This is a genomic window from Kitasatospora sp. Root107, assembly GCF_001424875.1.
Taxonomy (GTDB): Bacteria; Actinomycetota; Actinomycetes; order Streptomycetales; family Streptomycetaceae; genus Kitasatospora.
The window spans coordinates 109202-122726 of sequence record NZ_LMCT01000004.1 but is presented as its reverse complement, the minus strand read 5'-3'; the positions used below and the strand labels follow the sequence as shown (position 1 = coordinate 122726).

10 protein-coding genes and 3 tRNA genes are annotated in these 13525 nt (G+C 73.9%); 8 read left to right on the top strand and 5 right to left on the bottom strand.

What is annotated here, in order from left to right:
• Positions 1-36 precede the first annotated feature (36 nt).
• Both ASC99_RS05715 and ASC99_RS05710 read right to left on the bottom strand, forming a co-directional pair.
• Positions 37-993: an aldo/keto reductase gene (locus ASC99_RS05715; RefSeq protein WP_057228957.1), complete on the bottom strand. Its 957-nt coding sequence runs from the start codon at positions 991-993 to the stop codon at positions 37-39.
• 95 nt (positions 994-1088) lie between these two features.
• Positions 1089-1739 carry an HAD family phosphatase gene (locus ASC99_RS05710; RefSeq protein ID WP_057228955.1) on the bottom strand — a complete coding sequence of 217 codons (651 nt, stop codon included), beginning with the start codon at positions 1737-1739 and terminating at the stop codon, positions 1089-1091.
• A gap of 36 nt (positions 1740-1775) precedes the next feature.
• Here ASC99_RS05710 and ASC99_RS05705 point away from each other — a divergent pair.
• The 5 genes from ASC99_RS05705 (at position 1776) to ASC99_RS05685 (ending at position 4527) form a co-directional block, all read left to right on the top strand.
• A tRNA-Trp gene (locus ASC99_RS05705) sits at positions 1776-1850 on the top strand.
• Positions 1851-1890: 40 nt separating this feature from the next.
• Positions 1891-1966 (top strand) — tRNA-OTHER (locus ASC99_RS05700).
• 3 nt (positions 1967-1969) lie between these two features.
• A tRNA-Gly gene (locus tag ASC99_RS05695) sits at positions 1970-2041 on the top strand.
• 6 nt (positions 2042-2047) lie between these two features.
• Positions 2048-3418: an SDR family NAD(P)-dependent oxidoreductase gene (locus tag ASC99_RS05690; protein WP_057228953.1), complete on the top strand. Its 1371-nt coding sequence runs from the start codon at positions 2048-2050 to the stop codon at positions 3416-3418.
• A complete protein-coding gene (locus tag ASC99_RS05685) occupies positions 3415-4527 on the top strand; it encodes a ribonuclease inhibitor (protein ID WP_235502441.1) in 1113 nt (370 codons plus the stop codon). Before ASC99_RS05690 ends, ASC99_RS05685 begins: the two co-directional genes overlap by 4 nt.
• A 21-nt stretch (positions 4528-4548) precedes the next feature.
• Here ASC99_RS05685 and ASC99_RS05680 read toward each other — a convergent pair whose 3' ends face one another.
• From ASC99_RS05680 to ASC99_RS38275, 3 genes are all read right to left on the bottom strand, one after another.
• Positions 4549-5880, bottom strand: a complete 1332-nt coding sequence (locus ASC99_RS05680; RefSeq protein WP_057228951.1) for a hypothetical protein — start codon at positions 5878-5880, stop codon at positions 4549-4551.
• Positions 5881-5919: 39 nt separating this feature from the next.
• Complete coding sequence (locus ASC99_RS05675; protein ID WP_057228949.1) at positions 5920-6570, bottom strand: LysE family translocator; 651 nt, start codon at positions 6568-6570, stop codon at positions 5920-5922.
• Between the two features lie 537 nt (positions 6571-7107).
• Complete coding sequence (locus ASC99_RS38275; protein ID WP_157531389.1) at positions 7108-7566, bottom strand: hypothetical protein; 459 nt, start codon at positions 7564-7566, stop codon at positions 7108-7110.
• A gap of 202 nt (positions 7567-7768) precedes the next feature.
• On the opposite strand from ASC99_RS38275, the gene ASC99_RS05665 reads away from it, so the two are divergent.
• The 3 genes from ASC99_RS05665 to ASC99_RS05655 all read left to right on the top strand — a co-directional run bounded on the left by ASC99_RS05665 (position 7769) and on the right by ASC99_RS05655 (position 13488).
• Positions 7769-10057, top strand: a complete 2289-nt coding sequence (locus ASC99_RS05665) for a hypothetical protein (protein ID WP_157531388.1) — start codon at positions 7769-7771, stop codon at positions 10055-10057.
• A 169-nt stretch (positions 10058-10226) separates the two neighbouring features.
• A complete protein-coding gene (locus ASC99_RS05660) occupies positions 10227-11054 on the top strand; it encodes an SDR family oxidoreductase (protein WP_057228942.1) in 828 nt (275 codons plus the stop codon).
• A 76-nt stretch (positions 11055-11130) separates the two neighbouring features.
• Positions 11131-13488, top strand: coding sequence for a SpoIIE family protein phosphatase (locus ASC99_RS05655; RefSeq protein WP_057228940.1), 2358 nt, complete (start codon positions 11131-11133; stop codon positions 13486-13488).
• Positions 13489-13525 lie beyond the last annotated feature (37 nt).

Genomic DNA, 13525 nt, shown 5'->3' with positions numbered 1-13525 from the left:
CGAGGGCTCGGGTCCCCCCGAGCCCTCGGCTCGCGCTCAGTACCGGTCGCCGACCGGGGCGGGCAGTGCGTCCAGCTCCGCCAGGTCGGCCGCCGTCAGGGTCAGGTCGGCCGCACCGGCGTTGTCCGCCAGGTACTTGGGCGTCTTGGTGCCCGGGATCGGCACCACGTACTGCCCCTGTGCGACCACCCAGGCCAGCGCGACCTGCGCCGGGGTGGCGCCGTGCTGCTCAGCGATCCGGCGGACGGTGTCCACCAGCGCCTGGTTGGCGGCCAGCGCGTCCGCCTGGAAACGCGGCAGGGTGGACCGCCAGTCGTCCGCCGGGAGATCGGCGGACGAGCTGAAGCGGCCGGCCAGGAAGCCCCGGCCGAGCGGCGAGTACGGCAGGAACGCGATCCCGTTCGCCTCGGTGTACGGCACCACCTCCGCGAGCGCGTCCCTGGTCCAGAGCGACAGCTCCGACTGCACCGAGGCCACCGGGTGCACCGCCTGGGCCCGCTCGATCTGCTCCACCGTCACCTCGGAGAGCCCGAGATGACGCACCTTGCCGGCCGCGACCGCCGCCGCCATCGCACCCCAGGTCTCCTCCACCGGCACCGCGGGGTCGACCCGGTGCAGCTGGTAGAGGTCCACGTAATCGGTGCCCAGCCGGCGCAGGCTCTCGTCGATCGAGCGCCGCACGTGCTCCGGCCGCCCGTCGTTGCCGACCCTGGCCCCGTCCTTGCCCTCCACCAGGCCGACCTTGGTGGCCAGCACCGCGCGCTCGCGGTACCCGCCGGCCAGGCCCTTGCCGACCAACTCCTCGTTGTCGTACGGCCCGTAGACGTCCGCGGTGTCGATCAGCGTCACGCCGAGGTCGAGCGCCGTGCGCAGCACCTCGACCGAGGCCACGTCGTCGCGCCCGTTCGGGTCGTACGCCCAGGTCATGCCCATGCAGCCGAGACCGATCACGCCGACCTCGGGGCCGTCGATGCCGAGCTTGGTGGTCCGCATAGTTGTCACTCCTTCAGTTGCCGTACCGATCGCGCGGAAACCACCCTGCCCCTTGGAGTGCACTCCAAGTCAACCTCGACCCGCCGGGTCCTCTCCTACCGCTCCGCGAGAAGCCCGGGCAGAGCGCGCATGTCATCGAAGACCACGGTGCCAGGACCTTCGAGCCGCTCGGCACGGGTCAGGCCGCCCGCGTAGCCGAACGCCCGCATCCCGGCAGCGCGGGCCGCCTGGACACCCGGGCGGCTGTCCTCGACCACCGCGCAGGCGTCCGGGTCGACGCCCATCCGCTCGGCGGCCAGCAGGAACAGGTCCGGGGCGGGCTTGCCGTGGGCGACCTCCGAGGCGCTGAAGATCCGGCCCGCGAAGTGGTCGTAGAGGCCGGTGCGGCCGAGGGTGTGCCGCATCTTCTCGTGCGAGCCGCTGGACGCGACGCAGGTCGGCAGGGTGATCGCGCCGAGCGCCTCGGGCAGGCCGTCCACGGCGGTGATCCCGGCGTCCACCTCCACCTCGTGACGCTCGATCAGCTGCTCCCACCAGAGGGTCGCCGTCGACGCACCGAGCCGCTCGGCGATCTGCTCCTTGATGGAGACGCTGGAGCGGCCGATGAACCGGTCGATCACCTCGTCCTCGCTGAGCGGCCAGCCGAATTCGGCGCCCAGCGCGACCTGCAGCCGGAGGGCGATCCGCTCGCTGTCCACCAGCACGCCGTCGCAGTCGAATATCACCAGTTCTATCGGCTTGATCATCCCCGCAGCATAGAACCGGCTACGATCGGCGCAGCTGCCCGGGCGTAGCGCAGAGGCAGGCGCGTGGTCTCCAAAACCAACTCACGCCGGTTCGAATCCGGCCCCCGGGCAGCCCTCCTCATCCGTGCCCCGGGTAAGATCCACGCCAGTTGCCCGGGCGTAGCGCAGAGGCAGGCGCGCCACTACCGCATGGTGGTCCACGCCGGTTCGAATCCGGCCCCTTGGCAACAGGTCCCGTAGCGCAGAGGCAGGCGCGCCGCCTTGCCAAGGCGGGTACGCCGGTTCGAATCCGGCCGGGACCCCGAGAGGTGGGAGAGGTAGTGCCACAGGGCGAGTTGACGCAGCAGGAGCTGGCCGCGTTCGAGCTGACGCTCGGCCGGCTGCGCGAGCTGCCCTTCGACGATCCGGTGCGGTTGCGGGTCGAGCGGAGTACCGACTCGTTCGTCCGGGACGGCCGCAAGCGCCGCCGTCAGGCAAGCGCCACCAGGGACGCCGCGCTGATCGGCAGCACCGCCACCGGCGGTCTGACCCGCCGTGAGGACGCCCCGCTGCCGACCCCTGCGGCGACCACCCCGCTCGGCGAACTCCGGCGTGCCCAGCACTGCTACGTCTGCAAGGCGGCCTACTGGCAGGTGGACAGCTTCTACCACCGGCTCTGCCCGGACTGCGCCGCCGACAACACCACCCGCCGTGCCCTCACCACGGACCTGCGCGGCCGCCGCGCCCTGCTCACCGGCGGCCGGGTGAAGATCGGCTTCCAGCTCGCCCTGATGATGCTCAGGGACGGCGTCGAACTGACCGTCACCAGCCGCTTCCCGCACGACACCCTGCGCCGCTTCCAGGCCGCCCCGGGCAGCGCACAGTGGCTGGACCGGCTCGACGTGGTCGGCATCGACCTGCGTGACCCGCGCCAAGTGCTGGGCCTCTGCGAGCAGTTGCGCACCGACGGCCGCCCGCTCGACATCCTGGTGAACAACGCCGCCCAGACCCTGCGCCGCCCGCCGGAAGCCTACGCGCTGCTGGCCGCCGGGGAGCACGAGACCCTGCCGCCGGGCAGCCGGGTCACCCTCGCGCCCGGTTTCCGTCCGATGCCCGCGCTCACCGCCGCCTGGCCCGCCACCGAGCTGACGGGGCCCGAAATACCGGGCCAGGTCGCCCCGTTGGCCGACGAGGCCGGACTGCTGCCGGACACCGCCCCCGCCAATTCCTGGTCGGCCCGGCTGGGCGAGCTGGACCCGGCCGAGGTGCTGGAGACCCAGCTGGTCAACTCGCTGGCCCCGGCGCTGCTCTGCGACCGCCTGCTGCCGCTGCTGCTCGCCTCCCCGCACCCGAACCGCTACGTCGTCAACGTCACCGCCGTCGAGGGCAGGTTCGAGGTCCGCAACAAGACCGGCGGCCACCCGCACACCAACATGGCCAAGGCCGCCCTCAACATGCTCACCCGCACCAGCGCGGCCGAACTCGCCGACCAGGGCGTGCACATGTGCGCGGTGGACACCGGCTGGATCACCGACGAGAACCCGGCCCCGAAGAAGTCCCGGCTGGCCGACCACGGCTTCCGCACCCCGCTCGACATCGTGGACGGCGCGGCCCGGGTCTACGACCCGATCGTCCGGGGCGAGGCCGGTTCACCGGTCTCCGGCGTCTTCCTGAAGGACTACCGCGAGGCGGCCTGGTGAGCACCCGTCCGGATCTGGCCCCGCTGCTCGCCTGGCTGCGTGCAGGCGACCCCGCCACCGAACGGATCGACTTCCCCACCGGCACCGCACTGCCCGACGGGCGGCTCGACCTCTGCAAGCAGGACCTCGGCCCGGACGGTGCAGCCCTGGTCGCGGAGTCCCTCCCGCCGCGCGGGCCGGTGCACCATCTGCTGCTCGGCACCGACCGGTTGGGCGACCAGGGTGCGGCCGCCGTCACCGCCCGGGCGCTGGCCACCGAGGTCAAGACGCTCTACCTCGGCTGCAACAACATCACCACCACCGGCGCCTGCCGGATCGCCGACCACCTGCGGGCCTCCCCGCAGACCGTCCAGGCACTCTGGCTCAAGCGCAACCCGCTGGGCGGCGCGGCCGCCGACCTGGTCCGCTCCGCCGAGCAACTGCGCACCCTCGACCTGGTGCAGACCGGCCTCACCCCTGCTGCCCTGACCGCACTGGTCGACGCCGTGGTCACCTCGGGCCGCCCGCCGTTCCAGCGGCTCTACCTCGGCGGCAACCCTCTCGGCCCGGACGGAGCGCGGCAGTTGGCCCGGCTGGTCGAGGCGGGCGCGACGGCCGAGCTGTACATCTCCGCCGCCGGTCTGGGCGACTCGGGTGCCGCTGTGCTGGCCCGGGCGCTGGGCGCGGCGCCGTACGGCCGACTGCGCCGGCTCTCGCTGGCCAGCTCGGGGCTCGGCCCCTCCGGCTCGGCCGAGCTGGTCGTGGCCGCCGCAGCGGCGGGCGTCGAGCTGCTGGACCTGGGCCGGGTGAAGGCCGCCGGCATCCTCGGGGCGCCCGACAACCGGCTCGACGCCGAGAGCGCCCGGACGATCGGCGCGGCGCTCTCGGGCACCCAACACCGCCTCCGGCACCTGGTGCTGGCCAACACCGGCCTGCGCAGCCGCGAGGCCCATCTCCTGCTGGACGCCGCCCGGCACGCCGCCACCCCGACCCGCTACGTGATCGGCAAGGGCGTGGCCACCACGGTGCGACGCCGCCTGGACGAACTCGCCGCCACCGTACCGCCGCCCGCCGTGCCGGCCGATGTGGCGGCGGTGCTCAGCGTGCACCGCACCGCAGGTCCGTCCTGACACCGATCGGATGACCAGCCGTCAGCGCGGCAGCTTGGCGAACAGCGCGATCCAGAACCGCTGCCGCTCGACGGAGACCCGGACCAGGAAGCTCGCGCGCTGCTTCGGCGGCAACCACACCACCAACCGCAGTGCCACCCGTCTGCACCGCCGCAGCTGATCCAACCGGGCGACGGTGAGAGCCTGGTGAACCGCTCGGATGTCGTCGCCGCCCTCGCCAGGGTGCGCGGCCGCACGGCGCAGCCGGTCCTCCCACCCCTCCGGATCGGCAGCGATCTCCCCGAGCTCGATCACCGGACGGCGGACCACGGGTGTCCTGACGGCCTGTCGGCGCTCGGGCGCCGGGGCGGCGGCCGTCGGACTCCCGGTGATCCGCCGGAGGAAGCTGGTCAGCACCTTCCAGAAGCTCGGCTCGACCGGAGCGGGCGGCACCGGGCGACGTCGCACGGTGTGCTCGACCGGAGCCGGGGACACCGGCAGGGGTACCTCCATCGGCTCGGCCACCGGCCGGCGCTCCGGCGCGGGTTCGGGTCCCGGGCTCGCGATCGCTGCGGCAGTGGTGATCAGCTCCGAGAGAGTCCCGGCGAAGCTGGGGAGCAGTTCGGCCAATACGGCCCAGGCTGCCTCGTTCCCACCCAACTCACGTTCCACCAAAGGCCGGAGGATGTCCTCCGATTCGGCCAGCCGAGCCCGGAAGGCCACCCGCCCGAGGCCGAGCACCCGGAGGGCGTCCCGCGCGGTACTGGTCGTCAGGCAGTCGACCAGAGCGCCGGTCAGTCCGGCCTGCCGCAGCCGGTGCTCGAACTTGGGGTGCGTACCGAACTCGGCCCGCAACTCCGCCGGGCAGTCCACCTGTTCGGCCAGTGCCCAGCGTGCGTAGCCGGGGTAGGGGTGTTCCCGGTGAGCGGCCGCCACCAGCGGCCAGTCGGCGCGCCGCAGTTCCTCTGCGGCTGCCCGGGCGTCCGCGAGTGCACCCCGGCCTTCGGCCTTCCGGAGCCGTCGGATCAGTCCTGACGTCACCGGAAGCTCCGACCGCTGCGTCGGGCCGGCCGGGACCGCTTCCTGTCGCCCTGGGCCGAACAGCAGCCCGCTGCGGACGTCCTCGGTCACCCCTGCGGACAGCAGACCCATCCGGCAGAGCATCCGGTTCGCTTCGGAATCGTCCTGTTGCAGCATCCAGACCCGGACCTGCGGCACCGTTCGGACGGCCCAGGCGACCGAGTTCCCATCCTTCACCTCCGGCCCCACCGGCCCCTCCGGAGCGATTCCCAGCCGCGTGCAGATCCACGGGCCGCCGCTCGCCCCGGCCAGCCCCAGCAGGTATCGCATGCCCCGGGCGGTCGACTCGTCCATGATCCCCCTCCAGCTTCGGCCCGCCATCATGTCAGCCGTTCACGGCGCGGCCAGCACCGCCTTCGAACGGTCCGCGGCGAGCCGCAGGGCGAAGCCGGCCAGCAACGTGCCCATCGCGTACCGGTGCAGGCGCTGCCAGGTCGGGCGGCGGGCCAGGAAGGCCGCGACCGAACCGGCCATCAGGACGAAGGCGCCGTCGCTGAGCAGGCAGACGGTGATCTGGGTGAGACCGAGCAGCAGGCTCTGCAGAGCGACCTGACCCTGCTCGGGCGAGACGAACTGCGGCAGCAGCGAGATGTACAGGATGGCGATCTTGGGGTTGAGCAGGCAGGTCACCAGGCCCATCAGGAACAGCTTGCGCGGCCGGTCGGGCGCCAACTCCTTGGGGGCGAACACCGATTCGCCACCCGGCCGGACCATCTGCCAGCCCAGCCAGAGCAGGTAGCCGGCCCCAGCCAGCTTGAGGGTCAGATAGACCTCGGGCACCAACGCGAAGACGGTGGCGATCCCGGCCGTCGCGGCGACCAGGTAGACCGCGAAGCCCACCCCGACCCCGGCCAGCGAGACCAGCCCGGCCCGGCGGCCCTGGAGCACCGTCCGGGAGACCAGGTAGATCAGGTTCGGTCCCGGGGTGAGGGCCATCCCGAACGACACCAAGGCGATCCCCGCCACCGCTCCAACGTTGATCATGCCCGTCTCCTCCGTCTGCCGCATCGGTCCGCTGCCGAAGCGGTCATGATGGCAGCCGGGCCCGCTCCGGCTCGCCCCAATTTTTTGGTTGGCCCGCCCCCACCGCCCTGGGGCAGAATCCGGCTCATGTCCCACCCCTCTGAGCAGCTGCTCCGCTCCCTCGACCGGCTCCCCTTTCCGCAGGTGGCCCCGACCGTCGCCCTGCTCGCCCGCTCCCTGACCGAGCGCCAACTGGACGACCTGCTGGCCGACCTGGACCGGCGCGGCCCGTACGAGCGTCGGTTGGCCGGGCTCGCCGCGCTGGCCGGACGGCGCACCGAGTGGCTGGCCAACAGGCTGACCGACCCGGACCAGGTGGTCCGGGGGTACGCCCTGCGGGCCGTCCAGGTACTGCCGGTGCCGGACCAGGCCATCGAAGCCGCATACGGCGGCGCCTCCGCCGTGGTGCGGCAGCAGCTCGCCAAGGCGGTGCTGGCCGGGCGCCGGACCGCGCTGGCCGAGCGGCTGGTGGTCGAACTCCGGTCCGGCTGGGGCGAGTCAGAGGCGGCCCGATTGCTGCCGGCCTGCTCGGCGGAGTTCGCCACCCGGCTGCTGCCGGAACTGGCCCATGCCGCGAGCAACCTGCCGGCGCTCGCCCGCCGCCACCCGACCGTGCTGCTGGACTACGCCGCGCACCAACTCCAGTACCGTACAGCGGAGTTGCGCTCGCAATGGTGGGATCAGCACGCCGACGCACTGGCCGTCACCGTGGAGCGCCACCCCGAGCGGGTGCTCGAGCTGCTGGAGCAGTACGGCCCGGCCCGGCTCCCCTTCCATCTGCAGCATCAGTTGGGCCCGCTGGTCGCACTGGATCCCGAGCGGGTGATCCGCTGGCTGCTTGCCCCCGAACGCGCCGTCCAGCCGCTCGCCGGCGCCTGCGCCCGCTCCGTACTGCGTCGCCTCGCGCAGGCCGGGTCCGCCTCGCTGACCGCACTGGGCCGCCGCTGGTTCGAGCAACAGCCCCGAGAGTTCCGGCAGTTGCTCAAGGAGCTGCCGCCGAGCCGCCGAGCGGCGTTCTTCGACGCCGCGACCGAGGGGCTGGACACCGAGAGCTTCGCCGCGCCTGAGCTGCTGCCGCGCGAGCACCGCTGGGCGCGGGCCAGGGCCCAGCTCGAGCGGCTGTCGGCGGCCCGGGCGGGACTGGCACACCGTACTGCCGGTGCTGGCCCAGCTGCCGGTGGCCGAGGCGGGAGCCGAGCTGCTGGCCGCCACCCGGCGTCCCGAGGCGGCCGACCGGGCGCTCGCCTGGCCGCTGCTGATCACCAACGCGGGCCGGTCCGGCGACCCGGCCGAGATCGGCCGACTGCTCGCCCTGTGCGAGCGGTTGCGCAACGAGCAGGACCCGGTCCGGGCACCCGCGCTCGCCGCGCTGGCCGAGCTGCACCCCGGGCTGTTCGGCCCGGCGGACGTCGGTGCACTCGACCGGGTGGTCACCGACGCACTGGAGGCCAGGGACGGCTCGTACCGGACCAGGCAGGCGGTCACCAAGCTGGCCGTGGGCATCCTCCGGGAGCACGCCACCGTGCCGGAATCCCCTTTGCTGGCCTGGGCGTTGGCGGCGCTGGAACGGATCACCGGCCAGCGCGGCAGCATCAGCCTGGGCGCCCTTCAGCACACCCTGCGCCGGGGCCAGGAGCACCAGGTACTTGCCGCGCTGCGCCCGTGGCTGGAGAAGGCCGCGGCAGTCGCCGACCACCGGCTGTTGTTCGCCCTCACCCACTCGCTCGGCGACCGGGCGCACGGCATGCCCGAACTCCAGGACCTGCTGGCCCGCGCCCTGCACCACAGCAAGGACGCCGCGTTCGGCACCGCCGCCGGACTCTGGCTGGCGGCCCCCCGGACCAGGGAGGAGCGGGTCGAGCAGATCATCGCGCTCGAGCCCTCAGCGGTCGTACTCCATACCGTGCAGGCCGTGTTGACCACCCGCAGGACCGACCTGCTCGACCCGCTGCTGGCCGACACGCCACCGTACGGACGCTTCCTCAAGCCCGGCACCCGGCCACGGCTGCCGGATCTCACGTACGCACACCGCTGGCAGCCCCGGCAGCAGGCCGCAGCCGCCCGGCTGGCCGAGCGGGCGGCCGCCGACACCACCCAGGCCACCCACTCCCGAGCCGCCGCGATCAGGGCCGCGCGCAGCATCCCGCTGTTCGGGCGCCAACTCGCCCTGGAGTACCTGGAGTCCGACGAGGTGGTACTGACCGAGGTCGCCCTCGCCGCACTGGCCTGGGCCGACGACCCGGCCCGGGAGCTGACGGTGCTGCTCGCGCACGCCGACGGCGACCGGGCCAGGGTCGCGGTGTACGCGGCCTCCCGAGCCGCCCGGTTCGCGACGCCTCGTCAACTCGCCGAGCAGCTCGACGGGTTGCTGACCGGCGGCAAGATCACCACTCGTAAGGAGGCGGTCCGGCTGGCGGCCGGGTACCTGCCCCCGCAGCAGGCCGCCGAGCTGCTCCGGACCGCCTATCTGGCACCCGGTCAGCACCCGGACGTCCAAGCAGCCGTGATCGCGGCCGGATCAGGACTGCTCCAACGCGAGGAGATCTGGGCCCTGTTCGGCGCGGCCGCCACCGATTCACCGCACACCGGTACGGCGCTGCTGCGGACCCGGCCGTGGCAGCTGGCCGAGGCCCACCAGGCCCGGTTCGCCCGGCTGGTCGGCCAGGTCTGCCGCACCGACCATCCCGAAGCAGCCGTGGCCGCACTCGGCCAACTGCCCACCTGGGCACGGTTCGCACCCGAGACGGCCGAGGTCCTACCCACGCTGGTCACCGATCTGACGAACCGCCACACCTGGCGGGCTGCCGTCGACGCCGTGGCCACACTGGCCGGCCAGGATCTGCCGCACCCGCTCGGCGGCACCGCCCCGGGCAGCGTGCTGCACCGCACGGTCACCGGGCTGCTGGCGAGCGTCCGGGCCGGGGAGTCCGAGGCGTTGGCCGACCGCGACCTGCCCGCCCGGCAGCGGCTGACCGTCCTGCTCGGCGGGCTGCCACGGCCCGACCAGCCGTGGATCCGGGCCAACCTGACCGGCCTGGCCGAGCTGCTGGCCGAGCAGCCCGCCCTCCGGGTAGACCTACTGCTCGGGCTGGTCGATCCGGCGGCCGGGACGCTGACGGTCCAGCTGCGCGAGCTGGGCGAGGCCGCTGCCGACCGCCCCGCGCTGGCCGCCTCCGCCGCCCGCCGACTGAGCACACGGCTCGGCCGGGACCGCCTGCCGGAGGCGACCGACCCGGTCCTTTCGGCGGCGGAACAGCTCTGCGGTGAAGGAGAGTCGGCGACCGGCCTGCTGGCGGTCGGCCTGCTGGTCGGCCTCGGCCCGCAGCTCGGCTGGCCCGCCGAGTGGCGGGCGGTACTGCGGGCCCTGCGCCGGCACCCGGTCCCACGTCCGGGACGCGGCGCTGGAGGTGGAGACCGCGACGGAGTAGCACGGCGCAGCACGGAGTAGACGGAGCAGTCCGGCCGCGCCGCGCCCTCGGTGACAGTACGTACCGGGGGCGCATCGCCGGCCCGCCCGCCACGCCCCCGGACACCTCCGACCGCCCCCGCGCACGGTGCGGCAGCCGACCCCTGTTTCTGGGACCGTGGGCCGATCGGATCGGACCGCAGGGGGATACATGGCACGTCGCTGGCTGATCACCGGATGCTCCTCGGGCCTCGGCCTGGCCCTGGCGGAGGCCGTCGCCGCAGCGGGCGACACCGTCCTGGCCACCGCCCGCAAGCCCGCCACCCTGGCGGAGCTGAGCCGCCGTCACCCCGACCGGGTGCTCACCGCCGCGCTCGACATCCGCGACCAGGCTCAGGTGGACGAGGCGGTGGCGCTGGCCGCCGACCGATTCGGCGGGCTGGACGTGCTGGTCAACAACGCCGGCAGCGGCCTGATCGGCGCGGTCGAGGAGGTCTCCGACCAGGAGCTGCGCGACCAGCTGGAGACCCTGGTGGTCGGACCCTGGCGGCTGGTCCGCGCCGTGCTGCCGCTGCTCCGGGCCCAGGGGTCCGGGCACATCGTCAACGTCTCCTCGCTGGCCGGCCGGATGGCGTTCCCGGGCCTGAGCGCGTACGTCACCGGCAAGTACGCCCTGGAGGGCATGAGCCAGGCGCTGGCCGCCGAGGTGCGGCCGTTCGGCATCCGGGTCTCGGTGGTCGAGCCCGGCGGCTTCGCCACCCGCTACGGCACCGTCATCGCCGAGACCGCCCGGCGCGTCCCGGCCTACGCCGAGCAGCTCGAACCGATGCGGGAGGCGATGCGGCAGCTGGAGACCGCTCCCGGGCTGAACCGGCCCGAGTCCTTCGCCGAGCTGGTCCTGAGGCTGGTGGCCGCCGAGCAGGACACCCCGCTGCGGGTCCCGGCAGGACAGGACGCCTACGCCTACCTCGACCAGGTCGAGCAGGCCGCCCGGGACGAGCTGGCCGCCGCCAGGGCCTTCGCCGAGCTCCCCGGCTGAGCCGAGCTCCCCGAATAACCGGCCACCGGCGGCCCTCCGGTTGACACCCCCGGTGGCGCGGCGCACAGAGTAGAACATGCGCCAGGGAGAATCCACCGAGGTTCTGCTCGCCGAGGCGCTGCTGCGTGCGGTCCGCACCACCTCGGCCTACGGAGGCGTGCTCTATCTGCGCTCGGCCGACGGCCGGTCGCTGGTGCTGAGCACCGTCACGGGCGTCCCACCGCACCTGCTGAGCGCCTTCCGGCACATCCCGGTGGCCGCCCCGCTCCCGGTCGCCGAGGCGTACCGGACCGGCCGCACGGTGCTGGTGGCCGACGCCGACGACACCATGCGGCGCTTCCCCCGGCTCGCCGTCGGGCTGCCGTACGTGCACGCCTTCGCCTGTACGCCGATCAGCGCCGATGGCGAGCCGCTCGGCGTGCTGGCCGTGCTCTGGCCCAGCTCGGCCGTACCGCCGCCGGGCGCCAAGCGGCAGCTGCGGGCCACCGCGAACCGGCTCGCCGCCGCGCTGGCCGGCCAGGTGCCGACCGCGCCGCGCAGCCCGGTGGTGGTGCCGCTCCCCACCGCCGGTGGGCCCGCGCCCCGGGCCGGCGGCCTGGACTGGCGGCTCGCCGACGGCCGGATCGCCGCGGACCCGGCACTGCTCGCCGTGCTGGGCCTGGCCCCCGAGGACTTCGGCGGCCGGGCCGAGGAGCTGACCGAACGCCTGGAGCCGGCCGACATCGAGCCGCTGCTGGCCGCACTGCGCGCGGACGCGCCGTTCACCCTCCGGGTCCGGCTGCGGGACGGCCGGCGCGGGCTCGACCTGCACGGCCGCCCCGGCCGCCCCGGCACGGTCGGTGTGGTCGCCCTCGACACCGACGCCGCGGCCGCCGCCGTGGCCGCGGTCGAGCGGCTCCGCGACGGTGTGGTGGCGCTCGACCCGGACGGGCGAATCAGCTACCTCAACCACGCCGCCGAACTGCTGCTCGAACTCGGCCGGGAGGAGCTGACGGGCCATCACCCCTGGTCCGTGCTCCCCTGGTTGGCCGAACCGGCATACGAGGACCGCTACCGGTCCGCGATGCTCGCCCAGCAGCCCACCGCCTTCCTGGCCGCCCGCCCACCCGGCCACTGGCTGGCCTTCTCGCTCTATCCCGACGCGTACGGCCTGACCGTACGGATCGTCCCGGCCGGACCGCCGGGCGCCCACCGGGCCGCGCTGCCGGAGGCACCGCCCGCCGTCCCCGCCACCCTCGGGGCCACTTACCACCTGCTCCAGCTGGCCAGCGCGCTGACCGAGGCGGTGACCGTCAAGGAGGTCTGCGACTGCGTGATCGACCAGATCCTGCCCGGCTTCGACGGCCAGGAGATGGCGCTCTACCTGGCCCGCTCGGGCCGGATGCACCTGGTTGCGCAGACCGGCTACCCCGAGGACTTCCTCGCCCCGTTCGAGGGCACCTCGGTCCGGGCCAGGCTGCCCGGCACCGAGGTCTTCAGCAGCGGTGCCCCCGCCTTCTTCGAGTCGCCGGACGAGCTGCTCGCCGCCTACCCCGACATCGTCCAGGACGAGATGCGGGCCTGGGCCTTCCTGCCGCTGATCGCCTCCGGGCTGCCGGTCGGCAGCTGCATCCTGGGCTTCGACCGGCCCCGGCGGTTCACCAGCGAGGACCGCTCCGTGCTCACCGCACTCGGCGGCCTGATCGCCCAGGCGCTGGAGCGGGCCCGGCTGTACGACGCCGAGTTCACGCTCGCCCGGGGTCTCCAACAGGCGCTGCTGCCGCACCGGTTGCCGGAGGTGCCCGGCCTCGCGGTGGCCGCCCGCTATCTGCCGGGCACCCGGGGCATGGAGATCGGCGGCGACTGGTACGACGCGATCAGCACCCCCGCCGGGGTCTTCCTGGTGATCGGGGACGTCGAGGGACACAATGTCGGAGCCGCCGCCACCATGGGCCAACTCCGCAGCGCGGTCCGGGCGTTCGCCACCAGCGGCAGCCTGCCGGACGAGGTGCTGACCCGGACCAATCAGCTGCTGCTCGATCTCGACCCAGGACTGCTGGCCAGCTGCTGCCTGATCCGGCTCGACCCGGCCACCGGCCAGGCACTCGCCGTCCGGGCCGGGCACGTGCCGCCGCTGCTGCGCCAACCCGACGGCCACACCGAGCCGCTCGAGCTGGAGGGCGGGCCGCTGCTGGGCATCGACCTGGGCGCCAAGTACCCGACCAGCACACTGCAGTTGCCGGTCGGCGCGATCCTGGCCCTGTACACCGACGGCCTGATCGAACGACCCGGCATCCCGCTCGAAGAGGGCCTGGACGACCTGCGCACCGACCTCGCCCACTCCCCCGCCGCCGAACTCGGCACGCTGGCCGACCACCTGCTGCGGGACGCCCGGCGCTCCTCCCACCGCGCCGACGACGTCGCCCTGCTGCTCGCCCGCCGGACCGCGGGTTGACCCCACGCACGCCAGTGGCCCGGCCCGATCGGTACGG

What these genes read in the sequence shown, in the direction of transcription:
- ASC99_RS05715 (WP_057228957.1), bottom strand. Translation starts at nt 993, where the DNA reads ATGCGGACCACCAAGCTCGGCATCGACGGCCCCGAGGTCGGCGTGATC.
- ASC99_RS05710 (WP_057228955.1), bottom strand. Translation starts at nt 1,739, where the DNA reads ATGATCAAGCCGATAGAACTGGTGATATTCGACTGCGACGGCGTGCTG.
- ASC99_RS05660 (WP_057228942.1), top strand. Translation starts at nt 10,227, where the DNA reads ATGGCACGTCGCTGGCTGATCACCGGATGCTCCTCGGGCCTCGGCCTG.
- ASC99_RS05655 (WP_057228940.1), top strand. Translation starts at nt 11,131, where the DNA reads ATGCGCCAGGGAGAATCCACCGAGGTTCTGCTCGCCGAGGCGCTGCTG.
- ASC99_RS05675 (WP_057228949.1), bottom strand. Translation starts at nt 6,570, where the DNA reads ATGATCAACGTTGGAGCGGTGGCGGGGATCGCCTTGGTGTCGTTCGGG.
- ASC99_RS05680 (WP_057228951.1), bottom strand. Translation starts at nt 5,880, where the DNA reads ATGGACGAGTCGACCGCCCGGGGCATGCGATACCTGCTGGGGCTGGCC.